General features: G+C 65.5%; 13 protein-coding genes. 6 read left to right on the top strand and 7 right to left on the bottom strand.

Annotated elements, in window-relative coordinates; translation table 11 throughout:
* Positions 1–167: 167 nt before the first annotated feature.
* Positions 168–1,010 carry a fumarylacetoacetate hydrolase family protein gene (locus tag OEW28_RS07175; RefSeq protein WP_263734017.1) on the top strand — a complete coding sequence of 281 codons (843 nt, stop codon included), beginning with the start codon at positions 168–170 and terminating at the stop codon, positions 1,008–1,010.
* Between the two features lie 25 nt (positions 1,011–1,035).
* On the opposite strand, the gene OEW28_RS07180 is transcribed toward OEW28_RS07175, so the two are convergent.
* The 3 genes from OEW28_RS07180 to OEW28_RS07190 all read right to left on the bottom strand — a co-directional run bounded on the left by OEW28_RS07180 (position 1,036) and on the right by OEW28_RS07190 (position 5,012).
* Positions 1,036–2,349, bottom strand: coding sequence for an aspartate aminotransferase family protein (locus tag OEW28_RS07180; RefSeq protein ID WP_263734018.1), 1,314 nt, complete (start codon positions 2,347–2,349; stop codon positions 1,036–1,038).
* A complete protein-coding gene (locus OEW28_RS07185; RefSeq protein ID WP_263734019.1) occupies positions 2,346–3,899 on the bottom strand; it encodes a trimethylamine methyltransferase family protein in 1,554 nt (517 codons plus the stop codon). The genes OEW28_RS07180 and OEW28_RS07185 overlap by 4 nt, the downstream gene beginning before the upstream one ends.
* A 99-nt stretch (positions 3,900–3,998) precedes the next feature.
* Entirely contained in the window at positions 3,999–5,012 is a 1,014-nt protein-coding gene (locus OEW28_RS07190; RefSeq protein WP_263734020.1) for a LysR family transcriptional regulator, read from the bottom strand.
* A gap of 157 nt (positions 5,013–5,169) precedes the next feature.
* Here OEW28_RS07190 and OEW28_RS07195 point away from each other — a divergent pair, with 157 nt between their 5' ends.
* The 5 genes from OEW28_RS07195 to OEW28_RS07215 all read left to right on the top strand — a co-directional run bounded on the left by OEW28_RS07195 (position 5,170) and on the right by OEW28_RS07215 (position 13,410).
* On the top strand, positions 5,170–7,563 hold the full coding sequence (locus OEW28_RS07195) for a GcvT family protein (RefSeq protein ID WP_263734021.1): 2,394 nt from the start codon (positions 5,170–5,172) through the stop codon (positions 7,561–7,563).
* Positions 7,560–9,977, top strand: a complete 2,418-nt coding sequence (locus tag OEW28_RS07200; RefSeq protein ID WP_263734022.1) for a GcvT family protein — start codon at positions 7,560–7,562, stop codon at positions 9,975–9,977. Before OEW28_RS07195 ends, OEW28_RS07200 begins: the two co-directional genes overlap by 4 nt.
* Positions 9,974–10,756: a sulfotransferase-like domain-containing protein gene (locus tag OEW28_RS07205; RefSeq protein WP_263734023.1), complete on the top strand. Its 783-nt coding sequence runs from the start codon at positions 9,974–9,976 to the stop codon at positions 10,754–10,756. Before OEW28_RS07200 ends, OEW28_RS07205 begins: the two co-directional genes overlap by 4 nt.
* Before the next feature lie 133 nt (positions 10,757–10,889).
* A complete protein-coding gene (locus OEW28_RS07210) occupies positions 10,890–11,861 on the top strand; it encodes a D-2-hydroxyacid dehydrogenase (protein WP_263734024.1) in 972 nt (323 codons plus the stop codon).
* Positions 11,862–11,874: 13 nt separating this feature from the next.
* Positions 11,875–13,410, top strand: a complete 1,536-nt coding sequence (locus OEW28_RS07215) for a trimethylamine methyltransferase family protein (RefSeq protein WP_263734025.1) — start codon at positions 11,875–11,877, stop codon at positions 13,408–13,410.
* 44 nt (positions 13,411–13,454) lie between these two features.
* Here OEW28_RS07215 and OEW28_RS07220 read toward each other — a convergent pair whose 3' ends face one another.
* Genes OEW28_RS07220 through OEW28_RS07235 form a run of 4 tightly spaced genes read right to left on the bottom strand, consistent with a single transcriptional unit; the run spans position 13,455 to position 19,001 of the window.
* Positions 13,455–14,192: a maleate cis-trans isomerase family protein gene (locus tag OEW28_RS07220; protein ID WP_263734026.1), complete on the bottom strand. Its 738-nt coding sequence runs from the start codon at positions 14,190–14,192 to the stop codon at positions 13,455–13,457.
* A complete protein-coding gene (locus OEW28_RS07225; RefSeq protein ID WP_263734027.1) occupies positions 14,182–15,258 on the bottom strand; it encodes a pyridoxal phosphate-dependent aminotransferase in 1,077 nt (358 codons plus the stop codon). Before OEW28_RS07225 ends, OEW28_RS07220 begins: the two co-directional genes overlap by 11 nt.
* The gene (locus tag OEW28_RS07230; protein ID WP_263734028.1) at positions 15,255–16,907 is read right to left on the bottom strand and encodes a hydantoinase B/oxoprolinase family protein; all 1,653 of its coding nucleotides are present in this window, start codon (positions 16,905–16,907) and stop codon (positions 15,255–15,257) included. The genes OEW28_RS07225 and OEW28_RS07230 overlap by 4 nt, the downstream gene beginning before the upstream one ends.
* Before the next feature lie 3 nt (positions 16,908–16,910).
* Positions 16,911–19,001 (bottom strand): hydantoinase/oxoprolinase family protein, encoded by a 2,091-nt coding sequence (locus tag OEW28_RS07235; protein ID WP_263734029.1) that lies wholly within the window; start codon positions 18,999–19,001, stop codon positions 16,911–16,913.
* Between the last annotated feature and the right edge of the window lie 122 nt (positions 19,002–19,123).

Consider the following 19,123-nt stretch of genomic DNA (forward strand, 5'->3'; position numbering starts at 1 on the left):
TCCGCAGATCGAAAGCTGCGAAGGGATGGTCGACTATCTTTCAAGCCGCGCCGGATGAGTGGCGGCCAGCAGGGACCCCATGTCGCCGATCGCGCAGATTGCCGATTTACCCCCGGCCGATCGCATGTCATCCCTGTCGGCCCAGAGGCAAAGAACGGGAAGGCACCATGAAACTGCTGCGCTACGGGTTCGCGGGACAGGAAAAGCCCGGCATGCTCGATTCCGAAGGGAATATCCGCGACCTTTCGGGCGTGTTCGAGGATATCTCGGGGGCGGTGCTGGGGGATGACCGGCTTGAGGCGCTTCGCGCTCTGGACCCGGATAAGCTGCCCCTGGTTTCGGGGAACTCCCGCATCGGGCCCTGCGTGGGGCATGTCGGCAAGTTCGTCTGCATCGGCCTGAACTACGCCGATCACGCCGCGGAAAGCGGAATGAAGCTTCCGGAGGAGCCGATCGTGTTCTTCAAGGCCACATCGGCGATCTGCGGACCCAACGACGCCGTGGAGATCCCGCGCACCTCGGTCAAGACCGATTGGGAGGTCGAACTGGGCGTCGTGATCGGCAAGACCGCCAAGTATGTCTCCGAGGAAGACGCGCTGAACCACGTCGCGGGCTACTGCGTCGTCAACGACCTATCCGAACGGGATTTTCAGATGCACCGTTCGGGCCAGTGGGTGAAGGGCAAGTCCGCCGACACCTTCGGCCCGATCGGCCCCTGGCTGGTCACGCGCGACGAAGTGCCCGATCCGCAGAACCTGGCCATGTGGCTTGAGGTCAACGGCCACCGGTATCAGGACGGCTCAACCCGCACGATGCATTTCAGCGTGGCGACCGTGATCTCGCACCTGTCCCAATTCATGAGCTTGCATCCGGGCGACATCATCGCCACCGGCACACCACCCGGCGTCGGAATGGGACAGTCGCCCGCGACCTACCTGAAACCGGGTGACGTGATGGAACTGGGCGTCGAGGGCCTGGGTCGCCAGAGGCTGGTGACCGTGGCAGGCTAGGCCGGGCCGGCCAAGTGGGCTTTCGCTAGTTCGCATTGGTGAAGGCCCGATCCAGCCCATCGGCCACCTTGTCCACATCCTCCATCGCCAGACACAGCGGCGGCACCATCCGAAGTGTCGACCGCGTGGGGCCTGATTTCGACAGGATAAGCCCGCTTTCGCGGCACTGTTCGAACACGGCGGCTGTGGTTTGCGGGTCGGGTTCCTTGGACTTGCGGTCGCGAACCATCTCGATCGCCAGCATCAACCCGCGGCCCCTGACGTCGCCGATGACCGGATGACGCTGCTTCAGATCGTTCAACCGCTCAAGCAACGCACCGCCGACCTGCTTCGCGTTCTGCTGAAGCTTCTCTTCGCGCAGAACCTGCAGTACGGCGCGGCCAGCCGCGCAGCTTGTCGGATTGGCGCCATAGGTGTGGAACATGAACTTTTCAGCCATTGGCGCGGCGATGCGCTTCTGCGCCACCACCGCGCCAAGGGGGAAGCCGTTGCCGATGCCCTTGGCCATGACCACGATATCGGGGATCACGCCGTCGGCCTCGAACCCCCACATGTGATCGCCGGTGCGCCCGAAGCCCGATTGCACTTCGTCCGCGATGTAAAGTCCGCCCGCCGCACGCGCACGCTCGGCCGCGCCCGACATGTAACCGGGCGGCATTTCCACGATCCCGCCATAGCCCTGCACGGATTCCACGAAGATCCCTGCGACGCGGCCCGTGGTCGCCACCGCGATGGTCCGCTCGATTTCGTCCAGATAGGGTTGGGCACCGGACCCGAAGATGCCGCGATACTGGTTCGGCTCGGCGACGAAGGCGACGTTTCCGGGCATGCCGGGGTGGCGGAACGCCGCGATCCCCGTGATCGACTGCGCCGCCGAGGTCGGACCGTGGTAGCCGTTCCTCAACGCCAGAAGGTCAAGGTTGCCGGTGTAGCTGCGCGCCATCACCATGGCGAGATCGATGGCCTCGGAGCCCGAGTTGGTGAAGTGCACGACCCATTCGATGTCGCCCTTCGGCCCCTTTGGCATGGTCGCCGCCAGTTCCTCTGCCAGGTGCGCGGGCACGGGGTGGTAGAACATCGTCGTGCAATGGGTCAGTTCCGCCGCCTGGTCGGCCGCGGCCTTGACGACCACGGGATGCGAATGGCCGACCGAGACACAGACGTTCATGCCCAGCAGATCGACATACTTCTTCCCCGCCTCGTCCCAGAGGTACTGCATCGACCCCTTGCGGAAGATCATCGGCTTTTCGAACGGAACGAACTTGCTCTGGCTCGCTGCATAGTAGCTGTCGCGGCGGCGCGCGGTGCCCTCAAGGCTCCAGTCGACAGGCAGTGTCATGCGGTCTCTCCCTCTATCTCTCGGGTGCGGCGGGCGACGAAATCGTCAAGGCTTTCGCGCACGGCGATGTCCATCTGGGGCGCCTCGTAATCCTGCAAGAGCTTCCTGACCTTCAGCGCCGCACGCTCGTGTTCCCACAGCGCGCCCTCGGCGCTCCATTGTTCGTAGGTGCCGTTGTCGGACATGTCGCCCATCCAGAGCGCGGTTTCGAACAGCGCCTGCGTATGCGCGGCGCCCAGGAAATGTCCGCCGGGCGGCACCTCGTGAAACGCGTCCATGGCCTGCGCGGTCTCGGAAAAATCCACGCCCTGCACGAAGCGCATCATGGCGGAACAACGATCGGCATCCATCACGATCTTCTCGTAGCCCGTGGTCAGAAGCCCCTCCAGGCAGCCGGTCGCGTGGATGATGAAGTTGACGCCCGCCATTGCCGCGCCCATCAGCTGCGCCTGACTTTCGTACCCCGCCTGCGCGTCGGGCACCTTGGATGCGGTCAGTGCGCCGACGGAATGAAACGGCAGACCCAGCCGGTCGGCCAGTGTCTTGGCACACATCTGGAACTGCGTGCCTTCGGGCGTGCCAAAGGTCGGCGCACCGGTCTTGAGCGATATGGGCGAAAAGAACGTCCCGAAGGCGGCGGGCGCACCCGGGCGGATCAGCTGGATCAGCGCGACCGAGGCCAGGACCTCGGCCAGGACCTGCGCAAGCGTACCGGCGATCGTGACGGGCGACATCGCGCCGCCAAGGACGAAGGGCGACACGACAGTGCATTGCCCGGCCTTCGCGTATTCCTTCAGCGCCCACAGCATGGTTTCGTCCATCACCAGCGGGGCGTTGGTGTTGACGACGGAATAGAGCACGCAGTTGTTCTCGACGAACTCGGCACCCATCGCGAGCTTGCACATCTCGATCGTGTCGCGCGCCCGCTCGGGGGCGGTCACGGCCCCCATGAAGGGCTTGTCGTTCAGCGTCAGATGGGCGTGCGCCATGTGCAGATGGCGCACGGGCACCGGCAGGTCTACGGGTTCGACCACCACGCCGCCCGAGTGATTGACCGCCGCAAGCTGGTGATGGATCTTCGTGATGTCGCGGAAATCCTGGATCGTCGCGTAGCGCCGACCGCGCTCGATATCGTAGACGAACGGGGGGCCGAAACTCGGGCAATAGACCTGCGCGTTGCCCCCGACCTGGATCGACCGGGCGGGGTTCCGGGCGTGCTGGGTAAAGACGCGCGGGGCAGTTCTGATCTTGTCGCGACACCATCCGGGATCGAAGCGGACGCGTTCGCCATCGACGCGGGCGCCATGCCGCCGGAACAGATCCAGAGTCTCGGCGTCGCCGCGGAACTCCATCCCGATCTCGTCGAGAATCCGGTCGGCGTTGCGTTCGATGATCGCGATCGACTCATCGTCGATCAGGCTGACAAGGCCGATGCGCCTGATCGTATAGGGCGCTGCAATCGCGTTGCGCGCGGTCCGAGCCCTGATCTTTTCGCTCCGGCCCTCCCGGCGGGTTCCGCGCCGGTCCTTGGCATCTTGATCGTGCTGCATCGGCATCCCGGCTTCTGGCGCTGTCGGGGATAATCTACGCAGCGGTTTTGCGCTCCGCCTAGTGGCGGCGTGAAGCATCGTATTTACTAATGATGCCGATTAGTCTTGGGCCGGATCGGCCAGCGCGGGGAAATGATAGTCCACTTCGCCCGCGATGGCAGGAAAGCGCATCGCGAAATGCGTCCGCAGGATCTGGGCGCATTGCCGGGCCAGGGCCTTGGCGATTTCCTCGTGTTCGCCGTTTCGCGTCACGACCTGGATCCGCCGCCGGAAACCGGGAAAGGGCAAGGGTTCGATCCGCAGCTTCATTCCCTCGGCAACGGCGTCGATCAGAAGCGAGGGGGTCAGGATCGCAAAGCACTTTCCCGTCACGACCCCGGCGACGACCATCGAGGAGCGGTCCGCCTCCATCGCGCGGGGGAAATGCAGACGGCAGCGCTGCAGATGCTGGTCGGTGCGCCGTCCCACGGGCGTCGCGACGCCGAAACGAACCAGCGACAGGCGTGCGGAGATTTCCTCGATATCCGCGGGGTCTCCGTCGTAAGACTCTGGCAGAACGAGGTAAAATGACTCGTCAAGAACAGGGATCACATGATCGTCGATGTCGCTCTGGACCAGTTCCGATGTCACGGCCAGATCGATCTGGCGCGCGTTCAGCGCTGACCTGTGGTCTATGGCAAGGCCCGCCGACAGGATCAGTTCGGGAACGCCCAGCTCATTGACCGCGAAGTCGAAAAGGCCGGGTGTCAGCGTCGTCGCGATCGAGGCCAGCAGCCCCATGCGCAGGACCGGCAAAGTCGTGGCGTTCAGGCGACGGATGTTGGCCTTCAGATCCTCGATCTCGTTCAGGATGCGGAAACCGTGACGCTGCAGGATGCCGCCCGCGTGGGTCAGCGTGACCGGGCGGTGCGAGCGGTCGATGAATTTCACGCCGAACGCGGTTTCCAGATTCTTCAGGTGTTGCGATGCGGCGGATTGCGTCATGCCAAGCGCCCGCGCCGCTGTTGTCACTTGCTGCATCTCGGCCACGGCCATGAAGATCTCGACCGCGCGAAACAGGTTGAAGTCGGGTGAGTGGCTTGATTTCACGTCAGAATTCTTTGAGTCCGGCATTCTGCCTCACCTGATTGGGTAGGGGCGCCCGTGCCGGACGATTCCGAATCTGGCGAAGGCCCTGTTCTTCATTAGAAACTTTAATATTGTGCAGGCGGGCTTGATCAATGCCCCTTGCGCGGGATCAGTGGTGCGGAAACTCACCATTGGGCGTCAGATGCCAGAAACACTCATCATCGGCGGTGGCGCGATCGGCCTGAGCCTGGCCTATCATCTGACGTGCCTCGGCCAGCAGGGCGTCGTGCTGCTTGAGCGGAACCAGCTGACCTCGGGCACCAGCTGGCACGCGGCCGGAATCGTGGGACCGCTGCGTGCCACGCCCAACCTCACGCGGCTTGCGATGTACGCGGGAGAGCTTTTCCCGCGCCTGGAGCAAGAGACCGGTCTGTCCACGGGCTATCGCCGGACGGGCGGATTTTGGCTTGCGCGCGAAGAGGCGCGTATGGACGAACTTTCGCGCATCGCGGCGCTTGGTCGGCATTTCGGACTGACCCCGACGGTCGTGCCGGGCGTGGACCTGCGCGTTCCGGGCCTGGATACGACCGGGATCGTGGGGGCGCTTCGGGTCGAAGAGGATGCGAACGTAAATCCCGTCGACCTGTGCATGGCCTATGCCAAGGCCGCGCGGGCGGCGGGGGCGGAGATACGCGAAAACACCGAAGTCGCGGCGCTGCTGGTCGAAGGCGGGCGCGCCAAGGGTGTGCGGCTGGCCGACGGGTCCGAGATCCTGGCAGACCGCGTCGCGCTGTGCGCCGGGGCCTGGTCCAAGCGGCTGGCCGACGCGGCAGGCGTCGCGCTGCCGCTTCAAGCGGTCGAACACATGTACATCGTGACCGAACCGATGCCCGGGTTGCCGCATCCCTACCCGGTCCTGCGCGATCTGGACCGGGGGATCTATGTCAAGGGCGATGCCGGTAAGCTGGTGATCGGCGGCTTCGAGCCCCACGCCAAGTGCTGGGATCCCCACGGGCCGGACGGGAGCAGACCGTTCCTTGAGTTCTCCGAGGATTGGGATCAGTTCGCGCCCTTCATGGACGCGGCCCTGTCGCTGATCCCCGCGCTGGAAAGCACAGGCATCCAGCATTTCATGAACGGGCCGGAAAGCTTTACCGTCGATTCAAAGCCCCTTATCGGGCAGACGAACGAAGTGGACGGATTGTTCGTCGCCGCCGGCATGAACTCGGTCGGTGTCATGTCCTCGGCCGGGATCGGGCGGGTGCTGGCGGACTGGATGATCGAGGGCGCCGCCCCCATCGACCTGTGGGAGGTCGACATCGCCCGCGTCGATCCGCTGACCGGCGCATCGGCCCACGTCCAGACCCGGATGGAAGAGGCCGTGGCCGATGTCTTTGCCATTCACTGGCCCTTCAAGCAGCGCAAGGCGGGCCGCGGTCTGCGCAAGTCCGCCCTTCACGACCGTTGGGCTGCGGCGGGGGCGGTCTTTGGCCTGACGGCGGGGTGGGAACGCGGCCTGTGGTATGCGTCCGACGCGAGCGAGCGGCATCTGCCCTATTCGGTCGGCGAACAGCCATGGCAAGAGATCGTGCACCGCGAGGCGGCCGTGATGGACACCGGAACCACGCTGGTCGACCTGTCGCCCTTCGGCAAGTTCGACGTTTCCGGCCCCGAAGCATTGTCCGCCCTGCAGTTTCTGGCCGCGGGAAACCTGGACGTTGAGGTGGGGCGTGCCGTCTACACCCCGCTCTTGAATGCCAAGGGGGGGATCGAGGCGGATGTGACCATCTCGCGGTTCGGGCCCGACCGCTTTCGCGTGACCTCGGGCGCCGCGACGCGCTGGCGCGATCTGGCCTGGCTGCGCCGGTCCTGCGCCGGGCGCGGCGTGACGATCGGGGACGCGACCGAGGACGAGGTCGTGATCGGCGTGATGGGGGCGGGATCGCGCGACCTGCTAACCCGGCTTTCGCCCGACGATTGGCACGATTTCCCCTTTGCCGCCACGCGTGCGGTTACGGTGGTTGGCCATAACTGCCGCGCGACACGTGTCAGCTTCGTGGGCGAGCTTGGCTGGGAACTGTCCGTTCCGGTCGCCAGCCGCGTGCCCGTCTTCGACGCCCTCTTCGCTCTTGGTGCTCGTCCCATGGGGCACTATGCCCTCGATGCCTGCCGCATCGAGAAAGGCTATCGCCACTGGGGACACGACCTTGGGCCAGAGATCACGCCGCTTGAGGCAGGGCTTTCGTTCACCGTGGACTGGACCAAGGACTTCTTGGGCAAACCCGCGCTAGAACGGCAGAGGGCAGAGGGACTGAAGCGCCGACTGCATCTGTTCGAGGTCGAAGGCGATCCCTTGATGCTGCACGACGAACCGATCCGCGAAGATGGCGCGGTCGTCGGCATGACGACCTCGGGCGCACGGGGCGCCCGTACCCGCAAGACGCTGGCCCTTGGCATGATCGCGGTCAGTGCCGGCGAACGACCCGCCGACACGGCGGCAAGGAACTTTGAAATCGAGATCGCGGGGCGGCTTTGCCCGGCCAGGGTGCTGGAAAGGCCGCCGTTCGATCCCGCAGGCGAACGGATGCGCGCATGACGCTGAACGCACAGGTACTGATTATCGGCGGCGGTGCGATGGGCGTGTCGCTGATGTACCACCTGGTCAAGGCAGGCTGGACGGATGTCGTCCTGACCGAAAAGAACGACCTGACGCATGGCTCCACCTGGCATGCGGCGGGTCTGTGCACGCACTTCGCACACAACGCCACAATCCAGGAACTGCGCGCCACCTCGGTTCGGCTATACCGTGACATCTTGCCCGAAGAGACGGGGGGGACCTGCGGCTTCCATCGCTCGGGCGCGATGCGCATCACGTCAAACCCCGACCGGATGGACGAATTCGCCCATGTCGCGGGGCTTTCCAAATTCACCGGCTACGACCTGCGCCTTCTGACCTCGCCGGATGAGGTTGCGGCGCTGCATCCGCTGGCACGGACCGACGGCATCCTGGGCGGTATCTATGAGCCCGATGACGGCCATGTGGACCCGACGCTGGCGACAAACGCCATGGCGAAGGTCTCTCGGGAAAGGGGGGCGGCGATTCTGCGCCGTAATCCTGTCCTCGCGATCCGACGCGAGAGCGACCATTGGCGGGTCGAGACCGGGCGGGACGTGATCAACGCCCGCCACATCGTCAATGCTGCCGGCACCTGGGGGTGGGAAGTCGGGCAAATGATGGGGCTCAACATCCCCTCGGTCCCGGTCCTGCACCAGTATCTTGTCACCGACACCATCCCCGCGGTGGCCGACCGCATCGCGGCGGGCCTGCCGGAACTGCCCATGATCCGCGACCCGGAGGAAAGCTGGTATGTTCGCCAGGAACGTGACGGACTGATCCTTGGCCCCTACGAAAGGGACGCCCAGCCCTGGTCGATCGACGGCGTGCCGCCCGAGTTCGGGGCCGAACTGATGCCGCCCGATCTGGACAGGGTGGAGCACATCATCGCGGCGGCGATGGCGCGGATACCGGCGCTGGAAACGGGGGGCGTGAAATCGGTCGTGAACGGGCCCATAACCTTCACTCCCGACGCCAACCCGCTGATCGGGCCGGCGCACGGGCTGGCGAACGCCTGGCTGCTCACCGGGTCCTCGATGGGGGTGATGGAGGGCGGCGGCGCCGGCTGGTTCCTGGCTCATTGGATGACGCACGGCGCGCCGCCCATGGATGCGCTGGCCGTCGACAGTCGCCGGTTCGGGTCCTGGGCCGACCGCGACTACAGGGTCAAGAAGGCGATCGAATGCTTTGGGCTGCAGTTCGGCGTCCACTATCCACATGAGGAGCGGCCCGCCGCGCGCGGCAAGCGGCTTTCGGCCCTGCATGACCGGATGCTTGCGCGCGGCGCGGTAATGGGGGCCGCGCACGGCTGGGAGAGGCCGAACTGGTTTTCCGACCGGTCGGGCGACCAGGCCGTGCCGACCTTTCGCCGCGCCAATTGGTTTCCCTATGTCGCGAACGAGGTCAGGACAGTGGCACAGGCCGCGGGCCTTGCCGACCTGTCCGTCTTTTCCAAGTTCGAGGTGTCGGGCGCCGACGCGCGCGCCTTCGTCGACGCCCTGGGCGCCAATCGCGCACCCAACGTCGGGCGAATCGGCCTGACCCATGCGTTGACGCCCGCAGGCGGGACCGCGTGCGAATTCACCGTATCCGCGCTGGCCGAAGACCTTTTCTACCTGACCTCCGCCGCCGCGGCCGAGGAAATGGACGAAGACCTGTTGCGCGCGCGCGCGGCGGGCTTCGAAGTCCGCCTTTCCAATGTGACCGAGGAAATGGGCGTGATCGCGCTGATGGGGCCGAAGTCGCGCGCGATCCTTTCCTCGCTCACAAACGCCGACCTGGGACCCGGATTTCCCTGGCTCGCTGTGCGGGACATCACCGTCGCAGGCGTCGCAGTCCGTGCCCTGCGCGTTTCGTACATTGGCGAGCTTGGGTGGGAGCTTCACGCCGGGCGCGCCGATTGTCCCGCGCTCTTCGACGCGCTGGAGGCGGCGGGCAAACCGCACGGGATCGGATTTTTCGGCGCCTACGCCATGAATTCCATGCGGCTGGAAAAGGGTTACCGGGCGTGGGGGAGCGACTTCACGACCGAACGCACCCCGGCCGAAACCGGCGCGGGCGGCCTGATCCGGCCGGAGGGACGGGATTTCATCGGGAAAGAGGCGCTCTTGCGGCGCAAGGCCGAGCCGGGCCGCTGGGAAATGGTGTTGCTTTCGGTCGAAACCGACAGTGTCGATCCGTTCTACAGCCACACGCTGTTCCACCAAGACAGGCCGGTGGGCGTCGTCACCTCTGGCGCGTGGGGTCACCGGACGGGGCAGGCGCTGGCGTTGGCCTATCTGCGCGAACGGGGCTTGCGGGATGGTCTGAGCGTTGAGATCCTGGGTCGGCGGCAGCCGGTCCGCGTGCTGGAAACCGCGCCCTACGATCCGGCCAACACAAGGATGAAGGCATGACAGACCACCCGATCATCGCGCTTTGGTCCCATCCCCGGTCGATGTCCACCGCAATGGAACGGATCATGCGTGAACGCGGTGATCTGGACAGCCTGCACGAACCCTTCATGTACGATTACTACGTTCACCGCCGGGTCCGCATCATGCCGCATTTCGAGGTGCAGAAGGACCATCCGACAAGCTATGAGGCGATCCGCGACATGATCCTGGACCGCGCCCGAAAGGCGCCGGTCTTTTTCAAGGATATGTCCTACTATGTCTATCCGCACATCCTGGCCGACACGGACTTTTCGGCCCGGTTGACCAATGTCTTTCTTGTGCGCGACCCGATCGCCTCGATCCCCTCCTACCACAAGCTCGACCCCGATCTTACGCTGGAAGAGATCGGGCTTGAGGCGCAGGCCCACCATTTCGATGCCCTTGCGGCCAGGGGGCAGACGCCCCCGGTGATCGTGGCCGACGACGTGCGCGCCGACCCCGAAGGCGTGATCGGGGCGCTGTGGCAGCGGATCGGCCTGAAGCACGTTTCCGCGGCTTTCGATTGGCAGCGCGAGCCTCCAAAGGACTGGGCGCAGGTCGGTGGCTGGCATGGGGATGTCAGCCGCGCCAGCGGTATCCGGCCGCTGAGCCCCGAGGAGATCGCCCAGCAGGAACGCAAGTTCGACGATCTCGCGCGGACCGAACCGCGCCTGCGCGCGCTTCTGGATCATCACCGTCCGTTCTACCGCCACCTCGCAGCCCATGCGATCGGTCCGGGCGGTGCTGAGCGGCTGTCCTGAGGCCCGGCCGCATTCCGCCGCTGATGGCACGGTCTTTCCGTCCGTAACCGCGGCTTGCGCTCCCACGGCCGATTTGCATCGACATCCGAAGCCCGTGCGTCGTACCAAGGCTGTACCAATCCGGAGCAAGAAAATGAAACACGGCAAGCCAGTGGTGCTTTTGCACACCGACCTGCCAGACGCGGCGCGGTCGATCGTGGTCTCGCATCATCCCGACCTGACCATCGCGACCTGCGAAAGCTACGACGGGCTGTCGGCGGCATTGGCCGAAAGCGGCGCCGATGTCGTCTATTCCGTGCGCTTCGGGGGCGGTCCCGGCTTTCCCCGCGCGGCTCTTGTGGAAAGCCCCAAGGTTCGATGGGTTTCGGTGGGCGGGTCGGGATGCGATCACCTGATGCCCTGGAAGCCCGAGCATGTGACGGTGACCAACGCCGCCGGCGTCGCTGCGGACATGATGGCAGAATATGTACTGGGCACCGCGCTGGCGTTTTCGCTGGACCTGAAAGGCTTTGCCCGCGCGCAGGCCGAACGGCGCTGGATCGACGGCAGGGTTACGCCGATCGGGGGGCGCACGCTTCTCGTGCTGGGGTTGGGCAAGACAGGGCAGGCGGCGGCCATGCGGGCCAAGGCCATGGGGATGTCGGTCCTGGGCGTCCGCGCGCGTCCACAGCCCACGCCCAATTTCGACGAAGTGCATGGGCTGGACGCGCTTTCGCGGCTCTGGCCGCGCGCCGACTTCATCCTGGTCTGCGTACCCCTTCTGCCCTCGACGCGCGGGCTGGTCGACGCCGCGGCATTCGGCGCGATGAAGACCGGCGCCGTTCTGATCGACGTTTCCCGCGGGGGAGTGTGCGATGAGGCGGCGCTGATCGAAGCACTTCGGACCGGACGGCTGAAGGGCGCGGCGCTGGACGTCTTTGCCCAGGAACCGCTGCCGCAGGAAAGCCCGCTCTGGGCGATGGAGAATGTGATCCTGACCCCGCACTGTTCGTCGGTTTATGACGGTTGGGCGGAGAAATCGGTCAAGATGTTTTGCGAAAACCTGAAACGTTACCGGAGTGGTGAGGCACTGACCAACGTGGTCGACCCCGTGCGGGGTTACTGAAGGAACGAAGGGCATGAGCGAAGAAAGACGCGGCGGGCGTAGACAGAAGTCATCCCGCGGCGGGGCCGGGATAGCGCAGCTTCCGTGGCGTGCGGTGGAAAACCCCTACGCGAGCCTGCAAATGGCGACCGAAGAGGAGGTGGAGGCGATCCACCGCACCTCGATGCGGATCCTGTCGGAGCTTGGCATCCGTGTCATGGGCGGGCGGGTCCTTGACCTGTTCGAAGCCGCGGGCGCGATCGTGGACCGGTCCGAAAGCACCATCCGCATCGACGAGGGAATGGTTGACGCGGCCCTTGCGACGGTGCCATCCAGTTTCACGCTGACCTCGCGCAACCCGTCGCGGCGGCTGACCATCGGGGGACGGAACATCACCTTCGGCCTGGTGGCCGGTCCCCCGAACGTCCACGACTGCGTGAATGGACGCCGCGCGGGCAACATGCGCGATTATGAGAACTTCATCCGGCTCGCGCATCATTTCAACGCGATCCACATCATCGGAAACCAGGTGACCGCGCCGCAGGAGCTGCCCGCGAACAACCGCCACCTGGATACCTATCGCGCCAACCTGACGCTTTCGGACCTGTCCTTCCACTGCACGGCGATCGGACGCGGGCGCGCGATGGACGGGATCAACATGATGGCCATCGCCCGCGGCATCACGGTCGATCAGATGGCGAAGGATCCTGGCGTCATAACCATCATCTCGGTCAACTCGCCGCGGCTGTTCGACGATTCGATGGGCGACGGGTTGATGGCCATGGCCGAACACGGCCAGCCGGTGACGGTGACCCCCTTCACGCTGATGGGCGCGATGACGCCGGTGACCTTGGCCGCGGCGCTTGCCCAGCAGAACGCAGAGGCGCTGTTCGGGATCGTGCTGACCCAGCTCGTGAACCCCGGTGCACCGGTCATGTACGGGGCGTTCACCTCGAATGTCGACATGCGGTCGGGGGCGCCAGCCTTCGGCACGCCGGAAAACACCAAGGCAAACATCGTGTCGGGCCAGCTTGCGCGGCGCTACCGTCTGCCCTACCGCACTTCGAACGCCAATGCCTCGAACGTGGTCGATCTGCAGGCCGCGTATGAGACCGGCATGGCCACCTGGGGCGCGGTCATGGGTGGGGCGAACATGGTCTATCACGCCGCTGGCTGGCTTGAGGGCGGCCTGACCGCGTCCTATGAAAAGCTGGTTCTGGACGTCGAGATCCTTCAAAACATGATGGAAATCCTGCGCCCGATCGACTTTTCCGATGCAGAACTTGGCTTCGACGCGATTGCCTCGGTTCCGACGGGGGGGCACTTCTTCGGCGCCGAACATACGATGGCCCGGTACGAAAGCGCTTTCTACCGTCCGATGCTGTCCGATTGGACCAACTACGGCGGATGGGAAGCGGCGGGCGCCAAGGATGCGCTGACGCGCGCAACCGCCATCTGGCAGCAGGCGCTTCGGGATTACGAAGAGTCTGTCATGGACCCCGCGATCCGCGAAGAGCTCGACGCCTATGTCGCCCGCCGGAAAGAGGAAATCGGCGCGGGCGAACCCTGAGGTCACAAGCAGGCAGCGGATCGGGTGATCTGCCGCAGCTACGCTCAAAGCAGGTCGAAAATCCGTCCCGGTGCGGCCTTGGGACGGGGCAGGGACAGCGCGCGGCAAAGCGCGAACATCATCGCCTGGTTCGAGGTGACGACCGGCTTTCCCGTCGCGGCCTCGATCCGCTCGACGGCCTCGACCGAGCGCATGTCGGTGCACGACAGCACGATCGCCTGGACCTGCGGCTTGTTCACGCGCATGGCAAGATCGAACACCTCGTCCGGGGACAGTTCACCCTGGCCGTAGTTGCCAAGGTCTCGCCCGATGTCCGCGCGGGACACGGTCTCGATCCTCTCATCGGCCAGGAAGGCGACGGCCTGATCGTTGATCTGCCCGACATAGGGCGAAGAGAAGCCGATCTTCGTGGCCCCTAGCGCCCGGATCGCAGCGACCACGGAACCGGCGGCGGTCAGCGACACGGCCCCCGACCGTTCCCTGATCCTGGCCGACAGGTCGCGATCGAAGCCCGCCCCATGCGTCAGTGTGGCCGAGGTGCAGCCGTAAAGGACCGCCCGTGGCCGGACGCCGCAGATCAGCCTCAGCGTCTCGGTGATGTCCGATGCGCCAAGCCGAGCCATCTGGTCCGCGCCGGGGATGGCATCGACGTCGTAGTCCCCCAACCGCTCGAAATGAAGCGAAACGCCCTCGGGGCGCATGAGCATCATGTCGGGTTCAAGATTCGTGTTGGTGTAGGGAACAAGAACCCCGATCTTGATGGCGCGGGGATCAGCGGTCATGACCATGCTCCTTGAAGGTGGCAAGAATCTCGGCAGCGCGCGCCATGTGCTTGGGCGCGGCGATGGTCGCGCGCAGGCAATGGGACAGGCCGTAGCCGCCCATGCCGCGCATCAGAAGCCCGGCGTCGCGCAGGCGCGTGTCGGCGGCTTGCGCGGCATCGGCGTTGGCGAAGGGGATCAGGACGAAGTTCGCGTGGCTGTGAGGAAGGTCATAGCCTGCCGCTTTCAGCTGCAAGGCGAACCTGGCCCTGATTTCCACCGTTCCGGCGACTGTCGCGCGCATGTGCCCCTGATCGCGCATAGCCGCCTCTGCCATGGCCTGGCTGACGGCCGAAACGTTGTTTGGGTTCAGTAGTTTGCGAACCGACGCGCCGATTGCCTCCGGAAACAGGCCCCAACCCGTGCGCGCACCGGCCAGCCCATAGGCCTTGGACAGGGTGCGCAGAACGACCGTACCGCCGCGACCGGTCAGGGCGAAGATCGAAGCCGGGTCCTGATCGTCGAACTCCCCGTAAGCCTGATCGACGATGAGCAGCACGTCGCCCGGAAGATCGTCGCGCAGTGCCTCGATCTGGGCGTTCGGGATGCGCGTCCCCGTCGGGTTGCCGGGATTGCACAGGAACACGATCCGCGTGCGCGGCGTGACCCGGTCGCGCAGCGCGTCGGTGGACAAGGTAAAGCCAGCCTCGGGTGCGGCGACGAAGGAAGCGCCAGCCTGTTGGCAGGCCGTTTTCGTGAACAGGTATCCGTACTGGCTGCCCAGAACTTCATCCCCCGGCCCGGCGAAGGCGCGGATCAGACAGCCGATCAACTCCATCGACCCGGCGCCGCACAGGATCTGCTGCGCGTCCAGCCCATGTACCTCGCTGATCGCGGCGCGAAGTCCGGTCCACTCCGGATCTGGATAAAGCCCCGACTGCGCGAGCGCCGCCTGTCCGGCGGCGATCGCCATCGGACTGGGGCCGAACGCGCTTTCATTCTGCGCAAGCGAGATGGCGCCAGCAGGTCCCTGGTCGGCAAGCGCGTAGGGGGCCATGGAAGCCACGCTCGGAACCGGCGCGATCATGCCTTCGCCCCGTAAAGAGCCGCGGCCGCGTGATCCGATATCAGTCCGCAGGCGACATCTTGCGCAAGCGCCGCTGGATCGCGGCCGCCGGGGTCGCCAAAGCCGCCGCCACCAGGCGTGTCGAATATCAACCGCTCGCCGGGTTCGACGCGCAGTTCGCACTTGCCCGCGATGTCGGCATCGCGCCCGGTGACCCTGATCCGCCCCGGCGCGCCGCAAAGCCCGCCCGCGCGACCCTTCGCGGCGTTGCGCAAACGTTCAACCGACAGGAAGACAAGGAAGGGTTCGCCCACCGCCGAGGTTATCTCGATCCTCTGACCAAGGCCGCCGCGGAACCGTCCCGCGCCGCCCGAATCCGGCAGAAGTTCGCGACGCCAGATCGTCACAGGGGCCACGGCTTCGGTCATCTCGACCTGAGAGCCGAAAACGCCGGATGGGTAGGCGGTGGCGGACAGGCCATCGGCCATCGGTCGCGCCCCGGTTCCGCCGTTGTGCACCAGTTCGACCGCAAAGCGGCGCCCGCCGTTGTGGACGGCTTCCGGCGTGTGGCGCATCGGCAGATCGTACATGCACGACGCCCCTTCAGCTGGAACGCGGTCCGGCAACGCCTGTGAGAGGCAGCCCAGAACAAGGTCCGGCGTCATTTGTCCCAGCGTGTGGCGCATCGCGACCGGGGCGGGGCGCTGTGCGTTCAGGATGCACCCTGCGGGTCCCGTCACCTCGAATGGCTCCAGCGAGCCGGCGTTGTTGGGAATGTCCGGCCCGATGATGCAGCGCATGGCGAACACGGAATAGGCCGTGGCGTAGTTCAGCGGCACGTTGATGCCCTTCTTCGAGCAGCCTGACGTGCCGGAAAAATCCAGGTGCAGCCGGTCCTTGGTCACCGTCAGTGTGGCGTGCAGGTCAAGCTCGTTTTCATAGCCGTCGACGGTCAGGACATTGCGGTAAACCCCTTCGGGCACCTCGGCGATCGCGGCAAGCGTGCCGCGCCGCGACGTGTCGATGATGTGGTCGGCAAGGTCGTTCAGGTCGTCCAGCCCGAAGTCCTCCATCATCGTGACCAGCCGGGCGGCACCAGATTCGCAACAGGCGATCAGGGCGTAGATGTCGCCCTCGTTCGCGATGGGTTCGCGCGAATTGGCCTTGACGATGTCCAGCAGCAGGGCGTTCACCTCGCCACGCTCGACAAGTTTGCACGGCGGGATCAGCAGCCCTTCGTCGTAGATGTCCGACCCTTCGGGACCCATGCCAAGCCCGCCAAGGTCGACCAGATGCGAGGTGCAGGAGGTGAAGCCGACCACGCGACCGTCCTTGAACGCGGGCATCATCAGAAGGAAGTCGTTCAGATGCCCCGAGGCCAGCCAGGGATCGTTGGTCAGGTAGATGTCGCCCGGCGCCATGTTCCGGACCGGGAAACGCTCGCGAAGTGTCTTGACGGCCTCGGCCATGGTGTTGATGTGGCCCGGTGTACCGGTGACGGCCTGGGCAAGCATGCGGCCCTGGATGTCGAAGATGCCGGCCGATATGTCGCCGCATTCGCGCACGATCGGCGAAAAGGCCGCGCGGATCAGGGTCTGGCCCTGCTCTTCCACGACCGCCAGAAGCCGGTTCCACATGACCTGAAGCCGCGCCGGGGAAAGATCGCTCATGTGTCAGCCTCCGATGCGGTCGCGTGTCAGGACAAGGTTCCCGCGCGCATCGACGCGGGCGGTGAAATCCGCGCCGACGAAGGTCGTCGTCTGCGGCTCGGCAATCAGGGCGGGGCCGGTGATCCGGCTACCCGGCGCCAGATTTTCGCGTGGGACAAAGGCGGCATCGCGGGGCTTGCCTGACAGGTCGCAGATGATGGTCCGCTTGCTGTCGGGTGCGAGCGTCGACTCCGGTGGTTCTGCCGAAGAAGCGGCAGGCGCTTCGGCGCGCGTCGCGACGCGGACCGACCAGTTCAGGATCTCGATGCTCATCCCTGGCACCGGACGGGAAAATTGCCGCGAATAGGCCGTCTCGAACGCTGTCGTGAGGGGCCCGATGTCGTCTGGCTGCAGGTCCCGGTCGGGAAGCGGGATCTCGATCTCGTGGCCCTGGCCGTGGTAGCGCATGAACGCGGTCCGGCCGACTGCCGTATCAGCCGCAGGCGCACCTTGACGCACGACGCCCGTCGCCTCGGCCACCATGCCGGACAAAAGCGCGTTGATCCCACCGAGATCAAGCGTCTCAAGCAGCGAATACCTGCTTCGGACGATTTCGTAGGAAACCGGGGCGAACAGGAAGCCCACCGCCGATCCGACGCCCGGATTTGCGGGGATCAGTATCCGGGAAATGCCGGCGGCCCGCGCCACGCGGCAGGCGTGAAGCGGGCCGTTGCCGCCAAAGGCGATCATGGTTCTGGCGCCCAGGTCCTTGCCAGATTCAACGGCATGCATCCGTGCCGCGCTTGCCATGTTCTCATCCACGATGCGGCTGACGCCGTCGGCCGCCCCCGGCGCGCCGGTGCTAAGCCTTTCGCCGAGCGTTTCCGCAAGGGTCGCTGCCGCCGGTGCCGGATCTATTGTGAATTGACCCTCCGCGAAGGTTTCCGGCCGGATATAGCCCAGCACGATGTCGGCGTCCGAGACCGTGGGCTGGGTGCCCCCTCGGCCAAAGGCGACCGGTCCGGGTTCCGATCCCGCGCTTTGCGGTCCGACGGTGAGGCGCCCCAGCCGGTCGATGGCCGCGATTGATCCGCCGCCCGCCCCGATTTCGATCATCTCGATCACGGGGATGCGGACCGGCATTCCCGACCCTTTGATGAACCGCGCCGCCCGCGCAATCTCGAATGCACGAGAGGTCTGCGGGGAACCGCCGTCGATCAGGCAAAGCTTGGCTGTCGTCCCGCCCATGTCGAAGGAAAGCACGTTTTCCAGCCCGCATTCCGAGGCAATGCGTGCCGCCAGTATGGCTCCGCCCGCAGGCCCGGATTCGACCAGCCGGATCGGAAACGCGGCGGCTGTCCTGACGGTCGTCATACCGCCACCCGCTGTCATCATCAGGATCGGGCAAGCCAGGCCCTCGACCGCGAAACGCGCCTCGAACGCGCTGAGATAGCGTGCCATCAGCGGCTGGATATAGGCATTGGCGAGCGTGGTGCAGAGCCGGTCGAACTCCCGTGCTTCGGGGCTGACCTCGGACGAGATCGAGATGGAAAGCCCCGGCCGGGCGCTTGCGATCGCTTCGCGCAGGCGCTGTTCATGCAAGGGATTCGCGTAGGAATGCAGCAGGCATATCGCGATCGCTTCCGCGCCGGCCGCGTCGATCTGCGCCACAAGGTCCGGGATCGCGCCTTCATCCAGCGGGATCAGGACCTGACCGTCCGCCGACATGCGTTCGCGGATCGTCAGGGAGCGGTCACGCCCCACCAGCAGGTCGGCCTTGCGCAGGTTGATATCGTATTGGCTGTAGCGACGCTCATACCCGATCTCGAGAATGTCGCGAAACCCCTCGGTGGTGACGGTGACGACGCGCGCCCCGCGCTTCTCGATCAGCGCGTTGGTGGCAAGCGTCGTTCCATGGATAAAGCCCGTCACCTCACCCAGTCCGCGGTCCGAGGCGGACAGCGCCCTGCGAACGCCCTCTATCGCGCCATCCGCGGGATTCTGGTGCGTGGTGAGCGTCTTGGTCGAGGCGACGATCCGGTCGGCATCCTCGATCAGGACGGTATCGGTGAAGGTTCCGCCAATGTCGACGGCGAGCCGCAAGCTTTGTTGCATCGAATGAGTACCTGGTGGTGCTGGAGGGAACGCGGACGGCGAACAGCCTTCCGGTCAACAGGGAACCAGGTCACAGCCGGTCGTCCGGCGATTCATGATGTCCAGAACCACGATGCGCGACA

The organism is Albidovulum marisflavi, from assembly GCF_025751435.1.
GTDB classification, from domain to species: domain Bacteria; phylum Pseudomonadota; class Alphaproteobacteria; order Rhodobacterales; family Rhodobacteraceae; genus Albidovulum; species Albidovulum marisflavi.

What these genes read in the sequence shown, in the direction of transcription:
- OEW28_RS07180 (WP_263734018.1), bottom strand. Translation starts at nt 2,349, where the DNA reads ATGACACTGCCTGTCGACTGGAGCCTTGAGGGCACCGCGCGCCGCCGC.
- OEW28_RS07210 (WP_263734024.1), top strand. Translation starts at nt 10,890, where the DNA reads ATGAAACACGGCAAGCCAGTGGTGCTTTTGCACACCGACCTGCCAGAC.
- OEW28_RS07185 (WP_263734019.1), bottom strand. Translation starts at nt 3,899, where the DNA reads ATGCAGCACGATCAAGATGCCAAGGACCGGCGCGGAACCCGCCGGGAG.
- OEW28_RS07195 (WP_263734021.1), top strand. Translation starts at nt 5,170, where the DNA reads ATGCCAGAAACACTCATCATCGGCGGTGGCGCGATCGGCCTGAGCCTG.
- OEW28_RS07225 (WP_263734027.1), bottom strand. Translation starts at nt 15,258, where the DNA reads ATGATCGCGCCGGTTCCGAGCGTGGCTTCCATGGCCCCCTACGCGCTT.
- OEW28_RS07205 (WP_263734023.1), top strand. Translation starts at nt 9,974, where the DNA reads ATGACAGACCACCCGATCATCGCGCTTTGGTCCCATCCCCGGTCGATG.
- OEW28_RS07200 (WP_263734022.1), top strand. Translation starts at nt 7,560, where the DNA reads ATGACGCTGAACGCACAGGTACTGATTATCGGCGGCGGTGCGATGGGC.
- OEW28_RS07175 (WP_263734017.1), top strand. Translation starts at nt 168, where the DNA reads ATGAAACTGCTGCGCTACGGGTTCGCGGGACAGGAAAAGCCCGGCATG.
- OEW28_RS07235 (WP_263734029.1), bottom strand. Translation starts at nt 19,001, where the DNA reads ATGCAACAAAGCTTGCGGCTCGCCGTCGACATTGGCGGAACCTTCACC.
- OEW28_RS07190 (WP_263734020.1), bottom strand. Translation starts at nt 5,012, where the DNA reads ATGCCGGACTCAAAGAATTCTGACGTGAAATCAAGCCACTCACCCGAC.
- OEW28_RS07220 (WP_263734026.1), bottom strand. Translation starts at nt 14,192, where the DNA reads ATGACCGCTGATCCCCGCGCCATCAAGATCGGGGTTCTTGTTCCCTAC.
- OEW28_RS07215 (WP_263734025.1), top strand. Translation starts at nt 11,875, where the DNA reads ATGAGCGAAGAAAGACGCGGCGGGCGTAGACAGAAGTCATCCCGCGGC.
- OEW28_RS07230 (WP_263734028.1), bottom strand. Translation starts at nt 16,907, where the DNA reads ATGAGCGATCTTTCCCCGGCGCGGCTTCAGGTCATGTGGAACCGGCTT.